Source organism: Brevundimonas sp. (genome assembly GCF_019636155.1).
GTDB lineage: Bacteria > Pseudomonadota > Alphaproteobacteria > Caulobacterales > Caulobacteraceae > Brevundimonas.
In genome coordinates this window covers 1-17,167 of sequence record NZ_JAHBYB010000001.1, presented here as the reverse complement: position 1 = coordinate 17,167, position 17,167 = coordinate 1, and the positions used below count along the sequence as shown (strand labels likewise).

General features: G+C 68.8%; 15 protein-coding genes, 2 tRNA genes and 1 pseudogene. 14 read left to right on the top strand and 4 right to left on the bottom strand.

Going from position 1 to position 17,167, the window contains the following annotated elements; translation table 11 throughout:
- Positions 1–82 precede the first annotated feature (82 nt).
- The 3 genes from lon (at position 83) to KF910_RS00080 (ending at position 4,343) form a co-directional block, all read left to right on the top strand.
- Positions 83–2,494: an endopeptidase La gene (gene lon / locus KF910_RS00090; protein ID WP_292257643.1), complete on the top strand. Its 2,412-nt coding sequence runs from the start codon at positions 83–85 to the stop codon at positions 2,492–2,494.
- A gap of 111 nt (positions 2,495–2,605) precedes the next feature.
- Positions 2,606–2,682, top strand: a tRNA-Val gene (locus KF910_RS00085).
- A 56-nt stretch (positions 2,683–2,738) separates the two neighbouring features.
- The gene (locus tag KF910_RS00080; protein WP_292257641.1) at positions 2,739–4,343 is read left to right on the top strand and encodes a tetratricopeptide repeat protein; all 1,605 of its coding nucleotides are present in this window, start codon (positions 2,739–2,741) and stop codon (positions 4,341–4,343) included.
- Between the two features lie 26 nt (positions 4,344–4,369).
- On the opposite strand, the gene KF910_RS00075 is transcribed toward KF910_RS00080, so the two are convergent.
- Positions 4,370–7,543 carry an autotransporter outer membrane beta-barrel domain-containing protein gene (locus KF910_RS00075; RefSeq protein WP_292257639.1) on the bottom strand — a complete coding sequence of 1,058 codons (3,174 nt, stop codon included), beginning with the start codon at positions 7,541–7,543 and terminating at the stop codon, positions 4,370–4,372.
- Positions 7,544–7,837: 294 nt separating this feature from the next.
- Between KF910_RS00075 and KF910_RS00070 the strand changes: the two genes are divergently transcribed.
- Positions 7,838–9,091: a glycosyltransferase gene (locus tag KF910_RS00070; RefSeq protein WP_292257637.1), complete on the top strand. Its 1,254-nt coding sequence runs from the start codon at positions 7,838–7,840 to the stop codon at positions 9,089–9,091.
- A 66-nt stretch (positions 9,092–9,157) separates the two neighbouring features.
- Complete coding sequence (locus tag KF910_RS00065) at positions 9,158–9,679, top strand: histidine phosphatase family protein (RefSeq protein ID WP_292257635.1); 522 nt, start codon at positions 9,158–9,160, stop codon at positions 9,677–9,679.
- Positions 9,680–9,685: 6 nt separating this feature from the next.
- Here the strand turns inward: KF910_RS00065 and KF910_RS00060 are convergent, their stop codons facing one another.
- From KF910_RS00060 to KF910_RS00050, 3 genes are all read right to left on the bottom strand, one after another.
- A complete protein-coding gene (locus KF910_RS00060) occupies positions 9,686–11,437 on the bottom strand; it encodes a M56 family metallopeptidase (RefSeq protein WP_292257633.1) in 1,752 nt (583 codons plus the stop codon).
- Positions 11,434–11,808, bottom strand: a complete 375-nt coding sequence (locus KF910_RS00055; RefSeq protein WP_292257631.1) for a BlaI/MecI/CopY family transcriptional regulator — start codon at positions 11,806–11,808, stop codon at positions 11,434–11,436. The genes KF910_RS00060 and KF910_RS00055 overlap by 4 nt, the downstream gene beginning before the upstream one ends.
- A 174-nt stretch (positions 11,809–11,982) precedes the next feature.
- A tRNA-Asp gene (locus KF910_RS00050) sits at positions 11,983–12,059 on the bottom strand.
- 272 nt (positions 12,060–12,331) lie between these two features.
- Here KF910_RS00050 and KF910_RS00045 point away from each other — a divergent pair.
- The 9 genes and pseudogenes from KF910_RS00045 to KF910_RS00005 all read left to right on the top strand — a co-directional run.
- On the top strand, positions 12,332–12,709 hold the full coding sequence (locus tag KF910_RS00045) for an NADH-quinone oxidoreductase subunit A (RefSeq protein ID WP_292257629.1): 378 nt from the start codon (positions 12,332–12,334) through the stop codon (positions 12,707–12,709).
- Complete coding sequence (locus tag KF910_RS00040) at positions 12,679–13,275, top strand: NuoB/complex I 20 kDa subunit family protein (protein WP_292257627.1); 597 nt, start codon at positions 12,679–12,681, stop codon at positions 13,273–13,275. The genes KF910_RS00045 and KF910_RS00040 overlap by 31 nt, the downstream gene beginning before the upstream one ends.
- Positions 13,276–13,286: 11 nt before the next feature.
- Positions 13,287–13,895, top strand: coding sequence for an NADH-quinone oxidoreductase subunit C (locus KF910_RS00035; protein ID WP_416354669.1), 609 nt, complete (start codon positions 13,287–13,289; stop codon positions 13,893–13,895).
- 6 nt (positions 13,896–13,901) lie between these two features.
- Positions 13,902–14,309: a hypothetical protein gene (locus KF910_RS00030; protein WP_292257625.1), complete on the top strand. Its 408-nt coding sequence runs from the start codon at positions 13,902–13,904 to the stop codon at positions 14,307–14,309.
- Between the two features lie 76 nt (positions 14,310–14,385).
- A complete protein-coding gene (locus tag KF910_RS00025; RefSeq protein ID WP_292258508.1) occupies positions 14,386–15,564 on the top strand; it encodes an NADH-quinone oxidoreductase subunit D in 1,179 nt (392 codons plus the stop codon).
- Complete coding sequence (locus KF910_RS00020) at positions 15,561–15,962, top strand: hypothetical protein (protein WP_292257623.1); 402 nt, start codon at positions 15,561–15,563, stop codon at positions 15,960–15,962. Before KF910_RS00025 ends, KF910_RS00020 begins: the two co-directional genes overlap by 4 nt.
- Positions 15,959–16,627: an NADH-quinone oxidoreductase subunit NuoE gene (gene nuoE, locus KF910_RS00015; protein WP_292257621.1), complete on the top strand. Its 669-nt coding sequence runs from the start codon at positions 15,959–15,961 to the stop codon at positions 16,625–16,627. Before KF910_RS00020 ends, nuoE begins: the two co-directional genes overlap by 4 nt.
- Positions 16,624–16,893, top strand: coding sequence for a hypothetical protein (locus tag KF910_RS00010; RefSeq protein WP_292257619.1), 270 nt, complete (start codon positions 16,624–16,626; stop codon positions 16,891–16,893). Before nuoE ends, KF910_RS00010 begins: the two co-directional genes overlap by 4 nt.
- A gap of 2 nt (positions 16,894–16,895) precedes the next feature.
- Positions 16,896–17,167 (top strand): annotated as a pseudogene (locus KF910_RS00005) (NADH-quinone oxidoreductase subunit F); the annotation flags it as partial.

Below are 17,167 nucleotides of genomic sequence, written 5' to 3'. Positions count from 1 at the left end.
CGTCCACAGGGGTCGGGCATCGCGCCCGGCATCGGTGGAACGGCGGGCCGGAGATCAACGAAGGCCCTGGAAAGTATGCATCATGTCCGAGACCCAAGCGTCTGAAAACAAGATCCTTCCCGTCCTGCCGCTGCGGGACATCGTCGTCTTTCCGCACATGGTCGTGCCCCTGTTCGTGGGGCGCGAGAAGTCGGTGCGCGCCCTGGACGAGATCATGAAGGGCGAGAAGCAGATCCTGCTGGCGACCCAGAAGAACAGCGTCGACGACGATCCGGCGCCCGAGGCCATCTATCCGATCGGGGTGGTGGCCACGGTGCTGCAACTGCTGAAACTGCCCGACGGCACGGTCAAGGTGCTGGTCGAGGGCCGTCGCCGCGCGCGCCTGACCCGCTTTACCGACCGCGAGGACTATTTCGAGGCCGAGGCGGTCGAGATCGAGGACGAGGCCGGCGATCCGTCCCAGGCCGAGGCCCTGATGCGCGCCGTGGTCGAGCAGTTCGAAAACTATGTGAAGCTGAACAAGAAGGTTCCGCCCGAGGCCCTCAGCGCCATCCCCCAGATCACCGACGCGGCCAAGCTGGCCGACAGCGTCGCCGCGCACCTGTCGGTCAAGATCGCCGACAAGCAGGCCCTGCTGGAAACCGTCGACACGCCGAAGCGCCTGGAAAAGGTCTATGGCCTGATGGAGGGCGAGATTTCCGTCCTGCAGGTCGAGAAGAAGATCCGCAGCCGCGTGAAGCGGCAGATGGAGAAGACCCAGCGCGAATACTATCTGAACGAGCAGATGAAGGCGATCCAGCGCGAGCTGGGCGAGACCGACGATCAGCGCGACGAGATCATGGAGCTGGAGCGGCGCATCCGTAAGACGCGCCTCTCCAAGGAGGCGCGGACCAAGGCCGAGGCCGAGGTCAAGAAGCTGCGCAACATGTCGCCGATGTCGGCGGAATCGACGGTGGTGCGGAACTACCTCGACTGGCTGCTGTCGATCCCCTGGGGCAAGGCCAAGCAGAAGCCCATCGACCTGAACAAGGCCGAGGCCATTCTGGAAGAGGATCACTTCGGCCTGGAGAAGGTGAAGGAGCGCATCCTGGAGTATCTGGCGGTCCAGGCGCGCACCGGCACGCTGAAGGGTCCGATCCTGTGTCTGGTCGGCCCTCCGGGCGTCGGCAAGACCTCGCTGGCCAAGTCGATCGCCAAGGCGACGGGGCGCGAATACGTCCGCATGTCTCTGGGCGGCGTGCGCGACGAGGCCGAGATTCGCGGCCACCGCCGCACCTACATCGGCTCCATGCCCGGCAAGATCATCCAGTCGATGAAAAAGGCCAAGACCACCAACGCCTTCATCCTGCTGGACGAGATCGACAAACTGGGCGCCGACTGGCGCGGCGACCCGTCGTCGGCCCTGCTGGAAGTGCTGGACCCGGCCCAGAACTCGACGTTCGGCGACCACTATCTGGAGGTGGACTACGACCTGTCGAACATCATGTTCGTGACCACGGCCAACAGCTTGAACATGCCCCAGCCGCTGATGGACCGGATGGAGATCATCCGGGTCAGCGGTTACACCGAGGACGAAAAGGTCGAGATCGCCAAACGCCACGTCCTGCCCAAACTGTTGCAGGACCACGGGCTGAAGGACGGCGAGCTGGTCGTGCCGGACGCGGCCATCCGCGACCTGATCCGCTACTATACGCGAGAGGCGGGTGTGCGGTCGCTGGAGCGCGCCCTGGGCGGCCTGGCCCGCAAGGCGGTGCGCGAGATGGCGACGTCGAAACTGGTGTCCATCACCGTCGATGACGCCAAGCTGGCCGAATACGCCGGGGTGCGGAAATACCGCTATGGCGAGACGGATGCCGAGGATCAGGTCGGCATCGTCACCGGCCTGGCCTGGACCGAGTTCGGCGGCGACATCCTGACCATCGAGGCGATCAGGATGCCTGGCCGCGGTCGCATGACCGTGACCGGCAACCTCAAGGAGGTCATGAAGGAGTCCATCTCGGCCGCCGCCAGCTATGTGCGCGCCCGCGCCCTGTCGTTCGGGGTCAAGCCGCCGGTGTTCGAGAAGACCGACATCCACGTGCACGTGCCCGACGGCGCGACGCCCAAGGACGGCCCCTCGGCCGGGGTGGCCATGACCGTGGCCATGGTGTCGGTCCTGACCGGCATCCCGATCCGCAAGGACATCGCCATGACCGGCGAGATCACCCTGCGCGGCCGGGTCACGGCCATCGGCGGGCTGAAGGAGAAGCTGCTGGCGGCCCTGCGCTCGGGCGTGAAGACGGTGCTGATCCCGCAGGAGAACGAGAAGGACCTGGCCGACGTGCCCGACAATGTGAAGTCGGCGCTGGAGATCGTGCCCGTCTCGACCGCCGACGAGGCGCTGAAATGGGCGCTGACCGGAACCCTGACCCCGGTGGAATGGGACGAGGCGGCCGAGCCGTTGCCGGCCGCGCCGCCGCCGGCGACGGACGGCGGGGCGGTGGTCAGCCACTGATCCAGCTTCGGGTCCGAAGACAGAAACGCGGTCCGTTCCGAGGGGCCGCGTTTCGCTTTTCGGGGGCCTGGCTTGAACCTCGCCGCCGGGCCGGGCATGAGCGGCGGGGAAGGGCGGCTAGCTCAGCTGGTCAGAGCACCTCGTTTACACCGAGGGGGTCGGGGGTTCGAACCCCTCGCCGCCCACCACCTTCGTCTTGCGCCGATCCGCACCGCCGCCGATAGTCGGGGCGAGGGGAGGGGCCATGATCGTTGGTCTGGGCATGGCGGCCGCACTGGCCTTGTCGGGGCAGGACCCGAAGGCGACGCCGGTCCAGCCGGCCGCGGCCGAACAGGCGCAGGCCGCCTATATCGACATCAACGACGTTCCCCCCGAGATTCGCGAACCGACCGAGGCCGAATACGCCGAGATCGAACGCCTGGTCGTCCGGGCCGAGGGCGCGCGCGACGCCGAGCGGTTCGACGAGGCTATCGAGGCGGCGACGGCCCTGGCGGAACTGAGCGCCGCCACCTTCGGCCCGGGCCATCCGATCACCGCCTCCTGCCTGAACATCATCGGTCAGGTGAAATACGACCGCGGCGACCTGGACGGGGCCGAGGCCATCTTCCGCGAGGGTCTGGCCCTGCGCCGCGCGGCCCTGGGCGAAACCCACCCCGATGTGGCCGAAAGCCTGAACAATGTCGCGGGCGTCCTGTCCCGGCGCGCCGACTACGCCGAGGCCCTGGTCTTCCTGGAGCAGGCGGTCGAGATCTGGGAGCGGGTCGGAACCTTCGACCGCAACCTGGCCGACGGCCTGGCCAATCTGGCCAACCAATACGCCTATCTGGGCCGGTATGCGGAAGCCGAAGGCCCGGCTCGCCGCGCCGTGGCGGTGACGGAAAAGGTCTATGACCCCAACCATAGGGAAACGGCGGGCAACCTGGGAGTGCTGGGCGAGATCCTGCTGGCCCTGGGCCAGTATGACGAAGCGGAGCAGACACTGACCGAGGCGGATCGGGTGTTCACCGCCTCGGGCGCCGACCACACCCTGAAGGCGGGTCTGACGCTGTTCCGGCTGGGGACCCTGCGCAAATACCAGGGGCGGCATGGCGAGGCGGCCGACCTGTTCCGGCGATCCACCGAGGTCTTCGCCGCTGCCGTGGGGCCGGACCATCCGCACACCGGCGCCGCCCTGGTCGAGACGGGGCAGGCGCTGCATCTGGAAGGGCTGGATGGCCGGGCTGAACCCCTGCTGCGTCGGGGTCTGGCGGTTCAGGAACGGGCACAGGGCGCGGACCATCCGGATACGGCGACCACGCGGATGATCCTGGCCCAGGTCCTGCTGTCGCTGGGCCAGGTTCAGCAGGCGGACGTCCTGGCGCGTCGTGGGGTGGCCGACCTGCAGGCCCGACTGGGCCCTGACGCACAGGCCACGGCCAGCGCCCGCGTCATCCACGCCTCCATCCTGCTCGCGGCCGCCCTGCCTGAACAGGCGGAGGCCGAGAGCCGCCGGGCCCTGACGGCGCTGGAATCCATTCTGAGCCTGGACCACCCGGCGGTCGGCGACGCCCGCTCCAGCCTGGCCGAGGCCCTGATCCGGCAGGCGCGCTGGTCAGAGGCGGATCCCGTGGTCCTGGACGGCGTCGCCCGGGCGGAGGCCGCCTTCGGCCCGGCCCAGGACAATGTCGTGCGGATGCGGGGCCAGATGATGCGAATCCGCCTGGGGCAGGACAAGGCGGACGCCGCCCTGATCCTGGGCCGGTCGGCGACCGCCCAGCTGGCTTCCGCCGCCCCAAGGCGCGCACGCGAACTGCAACGGCTGCGGGTCCGGGCGGCCTGGGTCGAGGCGGCCGAACTGGCGCGGGACTGAGCGGCTCAGTCCCGTCCGGCCCTGCCTCAGAAGCGGAAGCTGGCCCGCAGCAGCAGGGTGTAGCGGATATAGTCTTCCAGCTTCTCGGCGTCGGCCGAGATCGTCAGCATCCCCAGTTCGTTGCCGACGCTGAGCCGGAAGCCGGCGATGGGGCCGCCACCCTTGATGTCCATCGGCGACAGCATGAAGTCCGGACCGCCGGCGGCGAAGCGGGCGATGGTCTCGCCCGGATCGACCGAGATGTTCTGGCGCCAGCCCAGCCGCAGTTCCGGACGCAGCCAGCCGTTCTGGCCGAAGCCATAGCCGACGTTGATCGCGGCCACTGCCGAGAAGATGTGGCCGTCCCGCTCGTCGATATCCAGGTCGAAGCCGTCGCCGCCGCCCTTCTCGATCCGGGCGTCTTCGGACAGGGAGAAATACTCGGCGTAGATTTCCGGGCGGATGTTCCACTTGCCGTGATGGCGCTCATACGAAGCGCCGGCCGCGGCGGCCAGGGTGAAACCGTTCCAGCTGGATTCGTTGCGCAGGTTCAGGCCTTCGCCGACCAATTGCCGGGTCGCGTCGAAGGTCGCATAGCCGGCGGCGGCGCGGGCCCAGGTGGTCCAGTACTGACCTTGGGCGCGCCAGTAGAGGCCCAGTTCGATCAGGCTGGCCGACAGGACTTCCTCGGCCTCGGCCTCCGGATCCTCCAGGTCGGACGAGGTGAAGGCGACCGATAGGCCGAAGGCGCCGGCCGAGGTGCCGCGCTCGATCCCGCCGGCGACTCCGAACCCTTCCGAGCGGAAGCCGTAGGTGTCGGTCCGGTCCTTGTCGGCGTAGAAATTGATCTCCTGCACCCAGGCGCTGGTCTCGCCCGGGGCGGCCGAGGCGTTGCGGCCGGTCAGGGCGCGGGTCACCGCATCGACGCCGGACGCCAGGGACAGAAGCGGCCCGCCGGAATGGTCAGGCAGCATCTGCTCATACAGGTTGATGAAGCCGTCGCGGCCGGTCTGGGCCAGATAGGCGTCGCGCAGGGCCGTACTGGACCCCAGGGCCTCATAGACGGCGTCAAAGGCCGAGGTCTCGACGCCCGTCAAACCGGCCTCGGAGGCGGTGCGCCGCCGGGCGTCGACATAGAGCCGGCCCGCCGCCGGGTCGGCGCCGGCGCTGACCACGAACAGATAGGGGGAGTTGGCCTGGACCAGGGACTGATCGATCGTCCCGACCGTCAGGCTGTTGGCCGTGATGATGTCGAACTGTTCGGGTCCGGTCAGCAGGGAGGCGAAGCGCACCCCCAGGGTCGTGCCGGACGCGACATTGGCGGCGCCGCTGACGTTGAAGCCCGAGTTGGAATTGTTTTCCGGGTCGATGGTGACCAGTAGGGTGCTGTCGGCGCCGATGTTCAGGCTGCTGACATCGACCTGACCCGCCTGGCGGGTCTCGAGCAGCCCGTGGCTCAGGTTCACCGCCAGCTGGCCGTCGCTGCTGGACAGGGCGGCGCGCACCTCGCTGCCGCCGGAGATGTCCAGACGGTCGGCGCCGGACCCGAAATCGATCGCTCCGGTCACGCGCCCGTTGCGGATGTCCAGATGATCGGCTCCGGAGCCCAGCAGGACATCCCCGACGATCCTGGGTTCGCGGCTGTCGGGCACCCCGTCGCCGTCGGTGTCCGGATCGTCGGTCGTGGGCGTTCCGCCGCCGCCGCTCTGGATCAGGGTCAGACCGGTGGTGTTGGCCGAGGCGTCGATGGCGATGGCGGTTCCGGTGATGGTCTCGGTGGTCGTCAGGACCGTTTGCCCCGCCGAGATCGTGCCGCTGTTCTCGATCAGGCCCAGGGAGCCGCTGAGATCGCGGATGGCGACGGCGTCGATCTTGGGACCCAGGCCGCCGGCGATGATCTGGCTGGAGTTGGCGATCCGCCCCAGGTTCGCGCCCGCGTCGATCTGGATGGCCGTCGAGGTCTGTTGTTCGGCGCTGATGGCGGTCGAGGAAATCGAGGCTTCGTTGACCAGGGCCGGCGTGGACGCGCCATCGCCGATCTGCAGCGCCACGCCGTTGGCCGCGGTGGCCAGGCTCTGGATCGAGCCCTGGTTCAGGATGCCGCCGTCGATGGTGACCGCATGACCCGTGCCCCCCACCCGCATGGCGTGGGTGTCGACGGCGTCATAGACGCCCTCGGCGCTGATCGCCCCGCGATTGATGAAGCCGTAGGCGTCGGCGCCCGTTCCGGCGACTCCGAGCGTGATGTCGCGGCTGTCCGATCCGATCAGCACCGCCGGCGCCGAACCATAGGCGATCACATTGGCCAGGGTTTCGGTCGCGTCGGGAATCCCGTCGTTGTCCTCGTCGGCGTTGTTGGGGTCTGTGTCATCGGGCGGACCGTCCAGAACCACGCCCCCGGCCACATTGCCCGCGACGACCAGGGCCGAGCCGCCCTGCAGCAGGTCGTCCGGGTCCAGCTTGGCGACCGCGGCGTCGGCCCCGCGCGTGACATAGCGGTAGCCGGTGACCGCCACGCTGCTCTGCACCGTCAGCCGGCCGCTGATGTCGCCGCCGATGTCGATGGCTTCGGCGCCTTCGCCGCTGGCGTTGATGCTGCCGGCCAGGGTGACGTCGCCCGTCACGTCGCCGGTGGTCCGGAAGGCGATGGAGTCCGTGCCGATGGCCCGGACCTGGCCGAGAATCTGCACGTCGCCGACCAGGTCGGACTCAATCGAGACGCCATAGGACTGGTTGCCGTCCACGGCGATGGCGCCGGACAGTTCCTGGGTCAGGTTGCCGGTGACCGTCGCCGGGCCCGCGACGCGGACGCCGTACCGGTCGGTTCCGTTGGCCCAGGGGCCGTCCAGGTCGCCGTCGCTGTCGGTGTCGGGATAGGTGTCGATGTCGTCGGTGACGTTGATCGCGCCGCCGATGATGATCGGCCCGACCGTGGCGTTGTTGATCAGCACGGCCGTCGCCCCGCTGGCGGCGTTGGTCATGGTGATGGCGCCGCCGGAATCGATGTCCAGACCGTGGTTGGAATTGACCGTCACGGCCACGCCGGAGGTCACGTTGATCGCGCCCTTGTCGCCGATGCGGATATTGTCCGGCCCCGTGCCCGTGGCGTTCGCCGTGGTGATGGGCGTGGTGCGCGCGCTGGTGATGACGATCTCGGCCTGGGCCCCGGACGCGGCCATCAGGGGGGCGATCGCCACGGCTGCTGCGAGCAGATTACGCATACGTCAAGGAACCCCTGGTGGATGGGCGGAGGCGAACGTCGAGCACCCTCTAACAGGGTCCGCGCCACGATGCCCCAAGTTTCTCGAATTTGAGGCGAATGCAAGGCCGCAAGCCATATGCGAGCGCCGGGGCCCCTGCGAATCATGGCGATGGTCTGTTCGCGACGACGGCCTCTTGAGCTTGGCCTTGCGCGGCGCTACGCCGCCGATATGGTGAAATCCGTCCGCCCAAGACGCATCTTGAAACGCCATCCAGGCGTTGCAGTGGCGGATTCACCCCATGAAAGCCTTGGCATGACCCTGACCGACCTGGATGTGCAGGAAAGCGAACTGCGCCTGATCCCCGGACTGGACGAGGAGGTGGCCAACACCCTGCGCGCCCTGAAGGCGGCGTCGCGGCGCGATCCGCGGCCCCGGCTGGTGGACACCACCATGCTGTATGCGCCCCGGTCGGGGGGGGTGAAACGCTATCTGCTGTCCAAGAAGGCCTGGCTGGAGGCCAATCGCCCCGGCCTGGCGCACAGTCTGGTGGTGCCCGGCGCGCGGCATCAGGCGGGGCGTGACGGGATCGTCAAGCTGCACGCGACCAAGCTGCCGTTCGGCGACGGCTATCGCTGGCCTTCGTCGGTGCGGCGCTGGGGCGCGTGGGTGGCCTCGCTGAAACCCAGCGTGATCGAGGCGGGGGACCCCTATACGCCCGGTCAGGGCGCCCTGGAGGCGGGTCAGAGGGCCGGTTGCCCGGTGATCGGCTTCTGTCATTCGGACCCGGCCGGCCTGGCCGCCCTGCATTTCGGCGAATGGGCCAAGAAGCCGGTCGAGAAACGCTGGGCCCGGCTGTTCAGCCAGTTCGACCGCGTGGTCTCGCCCAGCCGCTATATCGCCCGACGCCTGGAAGAGGCCGGCGTGCGCGACATCGTCATCCGCCCGCTGGGGGTCGAGATCGACACCTTCCGGCCCGACCGGCGCGACCGCGACTGGCTGCTGAAGAAGCTGGGCCTGGGGCCGGACGCCCGCCTGCTGTGCTTCGCCGGCCGGCCGGCGCGCGAGAAGAACATCGATGTCCTGATCGACGCGGTCCAGAAGCTGGGCGCTCCCTATCACCTGGTGCTGGTCGGGGCCGGGGCGGGCCTGCCGGCGGAAGACCGGGTCATCGCCCTGCCGTATGAGAGGGACCCGGCCAAGGTGGCGCGCATCATCGCCAGCTGCGACGCCTTCGTGCACGCCAACGACCGCGAGCCCTTCGGCCTGATCGTGCTGGAAGCCATGGCCTGCGGCCGGCCGGTTGTCGGGGTCAACGCCGGCGGGGTGGCCGAGACGGTCGATCCGTCGGTAGGTCAGCTGGCCGCCAGCGCCGACCCCGACGATTACGCCCAGGCGATCGAGGCTCTGTTCACCCGCGACATAGAGGCCCTGGGCGCCGCCGCCCGGGTCAAGGCTGTGGAGCAGTTCGCCTGGAACCGCGTGTTCGAGGACCTGTGCATGGTCTATGGCGAGGTCTCGGGCCAGCGCGCCTTCATCGAGCCGGCGGAGCCCCTGGCCTTCCACTGAGCGGCGGGCGCTGGACAGGCGCCGTTCCAGACGCCAGCCTCGCGGTTCACCTTCAGGAGACCGCCCATGACCCGCTGGACATCCTTCGCCCTCGCCGCCGCGATGGCGCTGGCCGCATCGGCCGCGGCCGCCCAGACCGTGATCCTGGTGCGGCATGGCGAAAAGGTCGACGACAGCGCCGACGCGGCCCTGTCCGAGGCCGGCCTGGCGCGGGCCCAGGCCCTGGCCCAGGTGGTTCGCCAGGCGGGGATCACCCAGGTCTTCTCGACCCCGCTTCAGCGCACCCGGGCCACGGTGGCGCCGGCCGCCCAGGCGGCGGGCCTGCCGCTGCGTGATCTGGACCTGGAAGGCGGGGTGGCGGTCCATGCGGCGCGCACCGCCGCGACCCTGCGCGCCCTGGCGGCCGACGACATCGCCCTGGTCGCGGGGCACAGCAACACCATCCCCGACATTGTCCGCGCCCTGGGGGTGACCGACGCGGCCGACATCGCCGACTGCGAATTCGACCGGCTGACCCTCATCGAACTGGACGAGGGGGCGCCGCGCGTGATCATCGCCCGCTACGGCGCTCCGTCCGGAACCTGCTGAGCGGCGTCAGCTGCTGCGGTTGGCCCGGTCGCGCAGACGTGCGGCCTGGGCTTCCATGCGATCAGCGCTGTTCCTCAGCTTGGGAATGGCGTCCAGCAGCTGTTGTTCTGTGACCGTGTGGCCGCGCGCGCGGTCGCGCTCGATCTGTTCGGCGCGATAGGCGGGGTCGCTCAAACGGTCGGCCTCTTGGCGCATGGTGGCGGCGGCCTCGATCATCTGTTCCGACCCGAAGGCCATGTCGATCCGGGCCGCCGCGACCGCGCGGGCCGCCTCCTGCGCCGCCTCACGCCGGATGCGCGCCGCGTCGATCCCGGCCCGCGCCGCTTCGATATGGGCCTCGCGCGCCGCCCGCATTCCTTCGGCCTGCGCCTCGCGCGCCGCCGCCATGGCCTCCTGAATGGCGCGGCGGGTCTCCACTCGCGCGGCGCTGCGGTCCAGGCGCGCGGCCTCGACATGGCGCATGGCGTCATTGCGAGCCTGTTCCGCGAGGCCGCGGGCCGCCTCGGCGGTGGCGCGCGCCTGTTCGGCGGCGTGCCGGGCCTGTTCGACGTCCTGGATCTCCTGATCGGACAGGGCGCGGCTTTCGCCCGTGTCCAGGTTGTAGGCGCGGCGTTGCCGGATGTCCCAGCGTTCGCCGTTCGACGGGTTGGACAGGATCATCACCGAGCCGCGCGCGGACTCGACATCCTGCGACGCCTCATCGGCGGCGGCCTGGGCGACCACGACGGCGGAGGGGGTAGCGGGGATGTCCTGGCTGGCGCGATGCAGTTCCAGCGCGGCGATGGGGGTGGCCACCGCGGCCAGGGCGGCGACGGCGCCGCCGGCGATCCACAGACGGGCGGGACGAGGGGGTTTCGCGGACATGACGATGTCGATCCTTTCAGAAAGGGTGCGGGCCGGGCCGGTCATCCGGGCGGCGGCCCAGGCGGGCGTGAGGGGGTGGCGGGACGAGGCGGCCTGGGCCGCCAGGCCGACCAGGACGCGGGCGTAGGATTCGCGGTCGATGCGGCGAACCACCGCCTCGTCCACCGCCTGTTCCGACAACCGCTCCAGTTCGCGCCCCATCAGCCAGGCCAGGGGGTTGATCCAGCACAGGGCCGCGACCAGCCGGGCCAGCATCAGAAAGGCCCAGTCGGCGCGGCGGATATGCTCCAGCTCATGCGCCAGGACGGCCTCGGCCTGGGCCGGCGCCGCCAGCTGGGCCGGTCCGATCAGGATTTCGCCGGGCGGCAGGCCCCAGCTGAGCGGAGACTGGACGGCGCGCGACAGGCGCAGGCGCGGCGCCCGGCGCGGGGCCAGGCGGCCCAGCGTCTCGATCCAGGCCGCGTGTCCCACCGGGGTCCCGCGCCGGCTCCAGGCCGCCAGCAGGCCCAGGCCGAGGACCAGCCGCGCCACGATCAGGGCCGCGCCCAGAATCCAGGCCGCCAGCACTAGGCTGTCGGGTCCGGGCAGGACGATGTCGGCTCTCAGGGTCGCCGAAGGCAGGGGCAGGACGGCGTGGGCCACCGCCGGTGTCGCAACCGCCGGCGCGGCCGATGCGGACGGGGCCAGCAGGGCCGGCGTCGAGGCCGGCAGACGCGCCGCGATGTCGGGCCCGAACAGGGCCACCAGGGGCAGGGCCAGCAGCACCAACAGGCCGGCGCGCAACACGATCACCCGCTCGGCCGCCGGCCGGCCGCGCATCAGGGCGACCAGGGCCAGGGTCAGGCCGGCCACGACGATCGACTTGCACAGAAGTCCGGTCAGAAGAGCGATCACCGGTCCCGCTCCCGCGCAGCGTCGATGGCGCGTTCCAGCGCCGCCGCCTCTTCGGGTTTCAGCGAACGGGTCATGCCCAGCAGGGCGGTGGCGGCGCTGGCGGCCGAGCCGTTAAAGAAGGTGTCGATCAGCCGGCTGAGCGCCCCGGCGGCCACCACCTCGGTCGGCGGGGCGGGGCGATACAGGTTGTGCGCGCCCGACGACGCCCGCGCCACCAGCCCCTTGGCCTCCAGCCGCGCCAGCAGGGTGCGGACGGCGGAATCGCTGAGCGGATCGGACAGGCCCTGTCGCACCTGGGCGGCGGACGCCTCTTCCAGCCGACAGAGGGATTCGAAGACCTCTCGCTCGCGCCGGGGCAGGGATTCGATCATGGCCGATCTCGCTACATATGTAGCGCTACGTTTGTAGCGGATCATGGCCGGATTGAGGCGGAAAAATGAAAACGCCGTAGGGTGCGCAAAGGCGCGACGCCAGGACGTCTGGGACGGCTTGTATGGAGAGGAAGGGAAGGGCGGTGCGCCACCCCTCCGCTCTATCGGAGAAGGTGGCGCGAGTGACGGGGCTCGAACCCGCGACCTCCGGCGTGACAGGCCGGCACTCTAACCAACTGAGCTACACCCGCGTTTCCCGGACCGAAGCGCTGGCGCGCCGCGGCGAGGGGCGTCGTTTAGGCGGGGCGGCCTTCCCGTGTCAAGCGCGTCTGACGGGCTTGGCGTCGATTATTTTCGGCCGTCGGGGGGCCGGCGCGCGGGGCTGTGAGGGCCCGCCCGCGCGGGAATATGGATTGCGAACCGTTCGCAATAAAAGGCTTGCGCCACATGGGTTTGAACCCCGCGCGGCTTGAGTCTAGAAGACGCCGAATCCGCCTCTCCCCGGCGGCCGAGGTGCAGTGGAATGAACGCCTTCCTTCTGGAATATCTGCCGGTGGTGATCTTCGCCGGCATCGCCGCCGTCCTGGGCCTGGGGTTCATGCTGGCGGCGGCCGTCCTGGCGCCCAAGAATCCCGACACCGAGAAGCTGTCGGCCTATGAGTGCGGCTTCAACGCCTTCGACGACGCGCGGATGAAGTTCGACGTGCGTTTCTACCTGGTGTCGATCCTGTTCATCATCTTCGACCTGGAGATCGCCTTCCTCTTCCCCTGGGCCGTGTCGATGTTCGACCTGTCCAAGGCGGGGATGGTGTTCGCCTTCTGGTCGATGATGGCCTTCCTGGGCGTCCTGACCGTCGGCTTCATCTACGAATGGAAGAAAGGCGCCCTGGAATGGGAGTGATCGCCCCTTCGACCCCGCTGGCCTACGGCCGGGGCGCGCGCGCCACCGTCGAGGGCTATGACCCGCAGGTCCACGACAAATTCTTCGAGGCGGTGAACAGCGAGCTGGGCGAGCGCGGCTTCCTGGTCGCGGCGGCCGACGACGTCATCAACTGGGCCCGCACCGGCTCTCTGATGTGGATGACCTTCGGCCTGGCCTGTTGCGCCGTGGAGATGATCCAGGCGTCCATGCCGCGCTATGACCTGGAGCGGTTCGGCGCCGCGCCGCGCGCCAGTCCGCGTCAGTCGGACCTGATGATCGTGGCCGGCACCCTGACCAACAAGATGGCGCCGGCTCTTCGCAAGGTCTACGACCAGATGCCGGACCCTCGCTATGTGATCTCGATGGGCAGCTGCGCCAACGGCGGCGGCTATTATCACTATAGCTACAGTGTTGTGCGCGGTTGTGACCGCGTTGTGCCTGTCGATATCTATGTTCCGGGTTGTCCGCCGACCGCCGAGGCTCTGGTTTACGGTATTCTTCAGCTGCAGAAGAAAATTCGTCGCACGGGGACTATCGAGCGATGAGCAATGTGGCGATGGTCGAGCATCTGGAGGCGCAGCTGACGCCCCTGGGCGCCGAGATGGTGGGGGCGCTGGGTGTCGAGGCCCAGGTGGCCTATGGCGAACTGACCCTGGTCGCGCCGCGCGAGCGGATCGTCGAGGTCATGACCGTCCTGCGCGACCGGTTCGGGTTCCAGCAGCTGATCGACCTGTGCGGCGCCGACTATCCGGATCGGGAACAGCGGTTCGAGGTCGTCTATCATCTGCTGTCGCTGACGCGGAACGCGCGCCTGCGGGTCAAGGTGGCGGCGGACGAGGTTCAGCCGGTCCCCAGCCTGGTCGAGGTCTATCCGGCCGCCGGCTGGTTCGAGCGCGAGGCGTTCGACATGTACGGCATGCTGTTCAGCGGCCATCCGGACATGCGCCGCCTCCTGACCGACTACGGCTTCGAGGGGCATCCGCTGCGCAAGGATTTCCCGATGACGGGCTATGTCGAGGTCCGCTACGACGAAGAGCAGAAGCGCGTGGTGTACGAGCCGGTCAAGCTGGCTCAGGAGTTTCGTAATTTCGATTTCCTGTCGCCCTGGGAAGGGGCGGAGTATCCGGCGCCGGTCCTGCCCGGCGACGAGAAGGCGCAGGGATGACGGGCCATGAACCGCACGGCGATACGATCGGCGTCTTCCTTCTTCCTGGTGACCTTCTCGACCGCCTTCCTGTTCACCCTGGGGGCGCGGCTGACGGGCTGGTTCACACGCGCGCCGGAGGTGTCTCCGTCGCAGATGCAGACCCTGGGCGTGGCCATCATGATCGCCGTGGTCTGCCTGGCCGTGGGGGCCGGCATCCGGCGGCTGTCGGCGGGCGAACTTCAGAGCGCGCTTCTGGGCGCCTCGGCCGTTCTGCTGTCGACGCCGCTGGCGATCGCGGTCCTGACCGGCAACTGGGAGATTTCGACCGCCGCCGTGTCCGGCATGGGGGTGCTGACGCTGGCGCTGGGCTGGCTGGTGGCGCTGACGCGCAGGCGGGCCGGGTCGCACGACGAGGATCATGCTGATGGCTGACGGCCACAACGCCCCCGCGCCCCTGGGCGCCTCGGACATCTTCGAGGACGACGCCCGCACCGCCCATGCGCGCGAGATGGACGATCGCAAATTCACGATCAATTTCGGGCCCCAGCACCCGGCGGCCCACGGCGTGCTGCGCCTGGTGCTGGAGCTGGACGGCGAACTGGTGACCCGCGTCGATCCGCACATCGGCCTGCTGCATCGCGGCACCGAAAAGCTGATGGAGGCCCGCACCTATCTGCAGAACGTGCCCTATCTTGATCGGCTGGATTACGTCTCGCCGATGAACCAGGAGCACGCCTTCTGCCTGGCCATCGAGCGGCTGTTGGGCGTCGAGGTTCCCTATCGGGCCCAGCTGATCCGGGTGCTGTATTCCGAGATCGGCCGCATCCTGTCGCACATGCTGAACGTGACGACCCAGGCCATGGACGTCGGCGCCCTGACGCCGCCTCTGTGGGGGTTCGAGCAGCGCGAACAGCTGATGGTCTTCTACGAGCGGGCCTGCGGCGCACGCCTGCACGCCAACTATTTCCGGCCCGGCGGCGTGCATCAGGACCTGCCGATGGACCTGATCGACGACATCGGCCGCTGGTGCCAGCAGTTCCCGGCGGCGCTGAAGGACATCGAGAGCCTGGTCACCGAAAACCGCATCTTCAAGCAGCGCAACGTCGACATCGGCGTGGTGTCCAAGGAACAGGCCCTGGCCTGGGGCTTCACCGGCGTCATGCTGCGCGGCTCCGACATCGCCTGGGATCTTCGCAAGGCCCAGCCGTATGAGTGCTATGCCGAGCTGGAGTTCGACATCGCCGTGGGCAAGAACGGCGACTGCTGGGACCGCTACCTGGTCCGCATCGAGGAGATGAAGCAGTCGGTCCGCATCATGGAGCAGTGCATCCACCGGCTGCGGAACTGCCCCGGCGAGCCGGTGATGGTCGAGGACAACAAGATCGTCCCCCCGCGCCGCGGCGAGATGAAGCGGTCGATGGAAGCCCTGATCCATCACTTCAAGCTCTACACCGAAGGCTTCAGGACGCCCGAGGGCGAGGTCTACGCCGCCGTCGAGGCGCCCAAGGGCGAGTTCGGCGTCTATGTCGTGTCCGATGGCACGAACAAGCCCTATCGCGTCAAGATTTCGGCCCCCGGCTTCCGCCACCTGCAGGCCATGGACTGGATGAACCGCGGCCACATGCTGGCGGATGTCTCGGCCATTCTGGGTTCGCTGGACATCGTCTTCGGCGAGGTGGACCGGTGACAGATTTCGCCACCACGCCGATCTTCACCCAGGCGCAGGGTCTGTGGTTCGCGGCTCTGCTGGCGCTGGGCGTCGTGATGCAGTTCGCCTTTTCGCCGCGTCGTCGCGCGGTTCTGGGCGGGCTCAGGTTCGCGGCCGCCAGCGCCCTGGTCGCCGCCCCCGCCGTGGCGGGCGTGACCCTGGTGCGCGGCGCTTGGCGGCTGGGTTATCTGAACGAGGGCAGGGGCTTCATAGAGGCCAATCTGCGCTCCCTGGTCGTGATGTCGGGCGCGGTGCTGGCGGGCCAGCTGGCCGTGCGCTATCTGCCGCCGCTTTCGTGGCTGTCGGGCGATCTGCGCCGGGCGGGCCGCGACGTCTGGAATGCGCGGCTGAACCGCTGGATGGGTAGGCAACAATGAGCGTGCGTCGTCTCGCCAAGGATCAGCCGGCCTCGTTCGCCTTCTCGAAGGCGACGCGGGAAAAGGCCGACTGGTGGATCAGCAAATACCCGCAAGGCCGCCAGCAGTCGGCGGTGATCCCGATCCTGTGGCTGGTCCAGAAGCAGGAAGGCTGGGTGTCGGAGCCCGCCATCCGCGCCATCGCCGACCTATTGGGCATGGCCTACATCCGCGTGCTGGAGGTGGCGACCTTCTACACCATGTTCATGCTGGAGCCGGTCGGAAAGGTCGCCCTGGTCCAGGTCTGCGGCACCACGCCGTGCATGATCCGCGGCGCCGGCGAGCTGATGCAGGTCTGCAAGTCCAAGATCGGGCCGAAACAGACCCTGTCCGCCGACGGCCGCTTCTACTGGGAAGAGGTCGAGTGCCTGGGCGCCTGCGTCAACGCGCCGATGGCCATGATCAACGACGACTATTTCGAGGACCTGACGCCCGACAGCCTGAAGGCGATCCTGGACGACCTGGCCGCCGGCAAGTCGCCGCAGCGCGGGCCCCAGATCGACCGCATAAACTCGGCGCCCGAGGGCGGTCCCCAGACCCTGACCGATCCCAAACTGTATGACGGTTCGGCCGCCAAGCCGATCAAGACCCTGCCCAACAGCAAGCCCGCGAAGGCGCCGGCATGACCGCCCCCCTGCCTGACCTGAACACCGAGGAAGGCCGCGCCGAATACCGGCGCGAGCTGCGCCGCGTCGCCCTGCCGGTGCGGCTGGGTGGGATCGGCATGATCCTGGTCGCCGCCCTGGTCGTGGTCGCCGCCTCGCGCGGGTTTCTGCCGCAGCAGGCGACCCTGGTCGGCTACGCCATGCTGGCGATCGGCTGGGCCCTGGTCATCGCGGCCGTGCACCTGCGCACCCGTCATCACAAGCGCCGTCTGGCGGAAGGACTCTGAGCGTGGTCGGCATCCTGGAAGACAAGGACCGGATCTTCACCAACCTATACGGCCTGCACGACTGGGGGCTGGACGGGGCGAAGACGCGCGGCTGCTGGAACGCCACCCGTGACATGCTGGACATGGGCCGCGACTGGCTCATCGACAACGTCAAGAACTCGGGCCTGCGCGGCCGGGGCGGGGCCGGCTTCTCGACCGGGCTGAAGTGGTCCTTCATGCCGAAAGAGGTGAAGGACGGCCGTCCGCACTATCTGGTCGTCAACGCCGACGAATC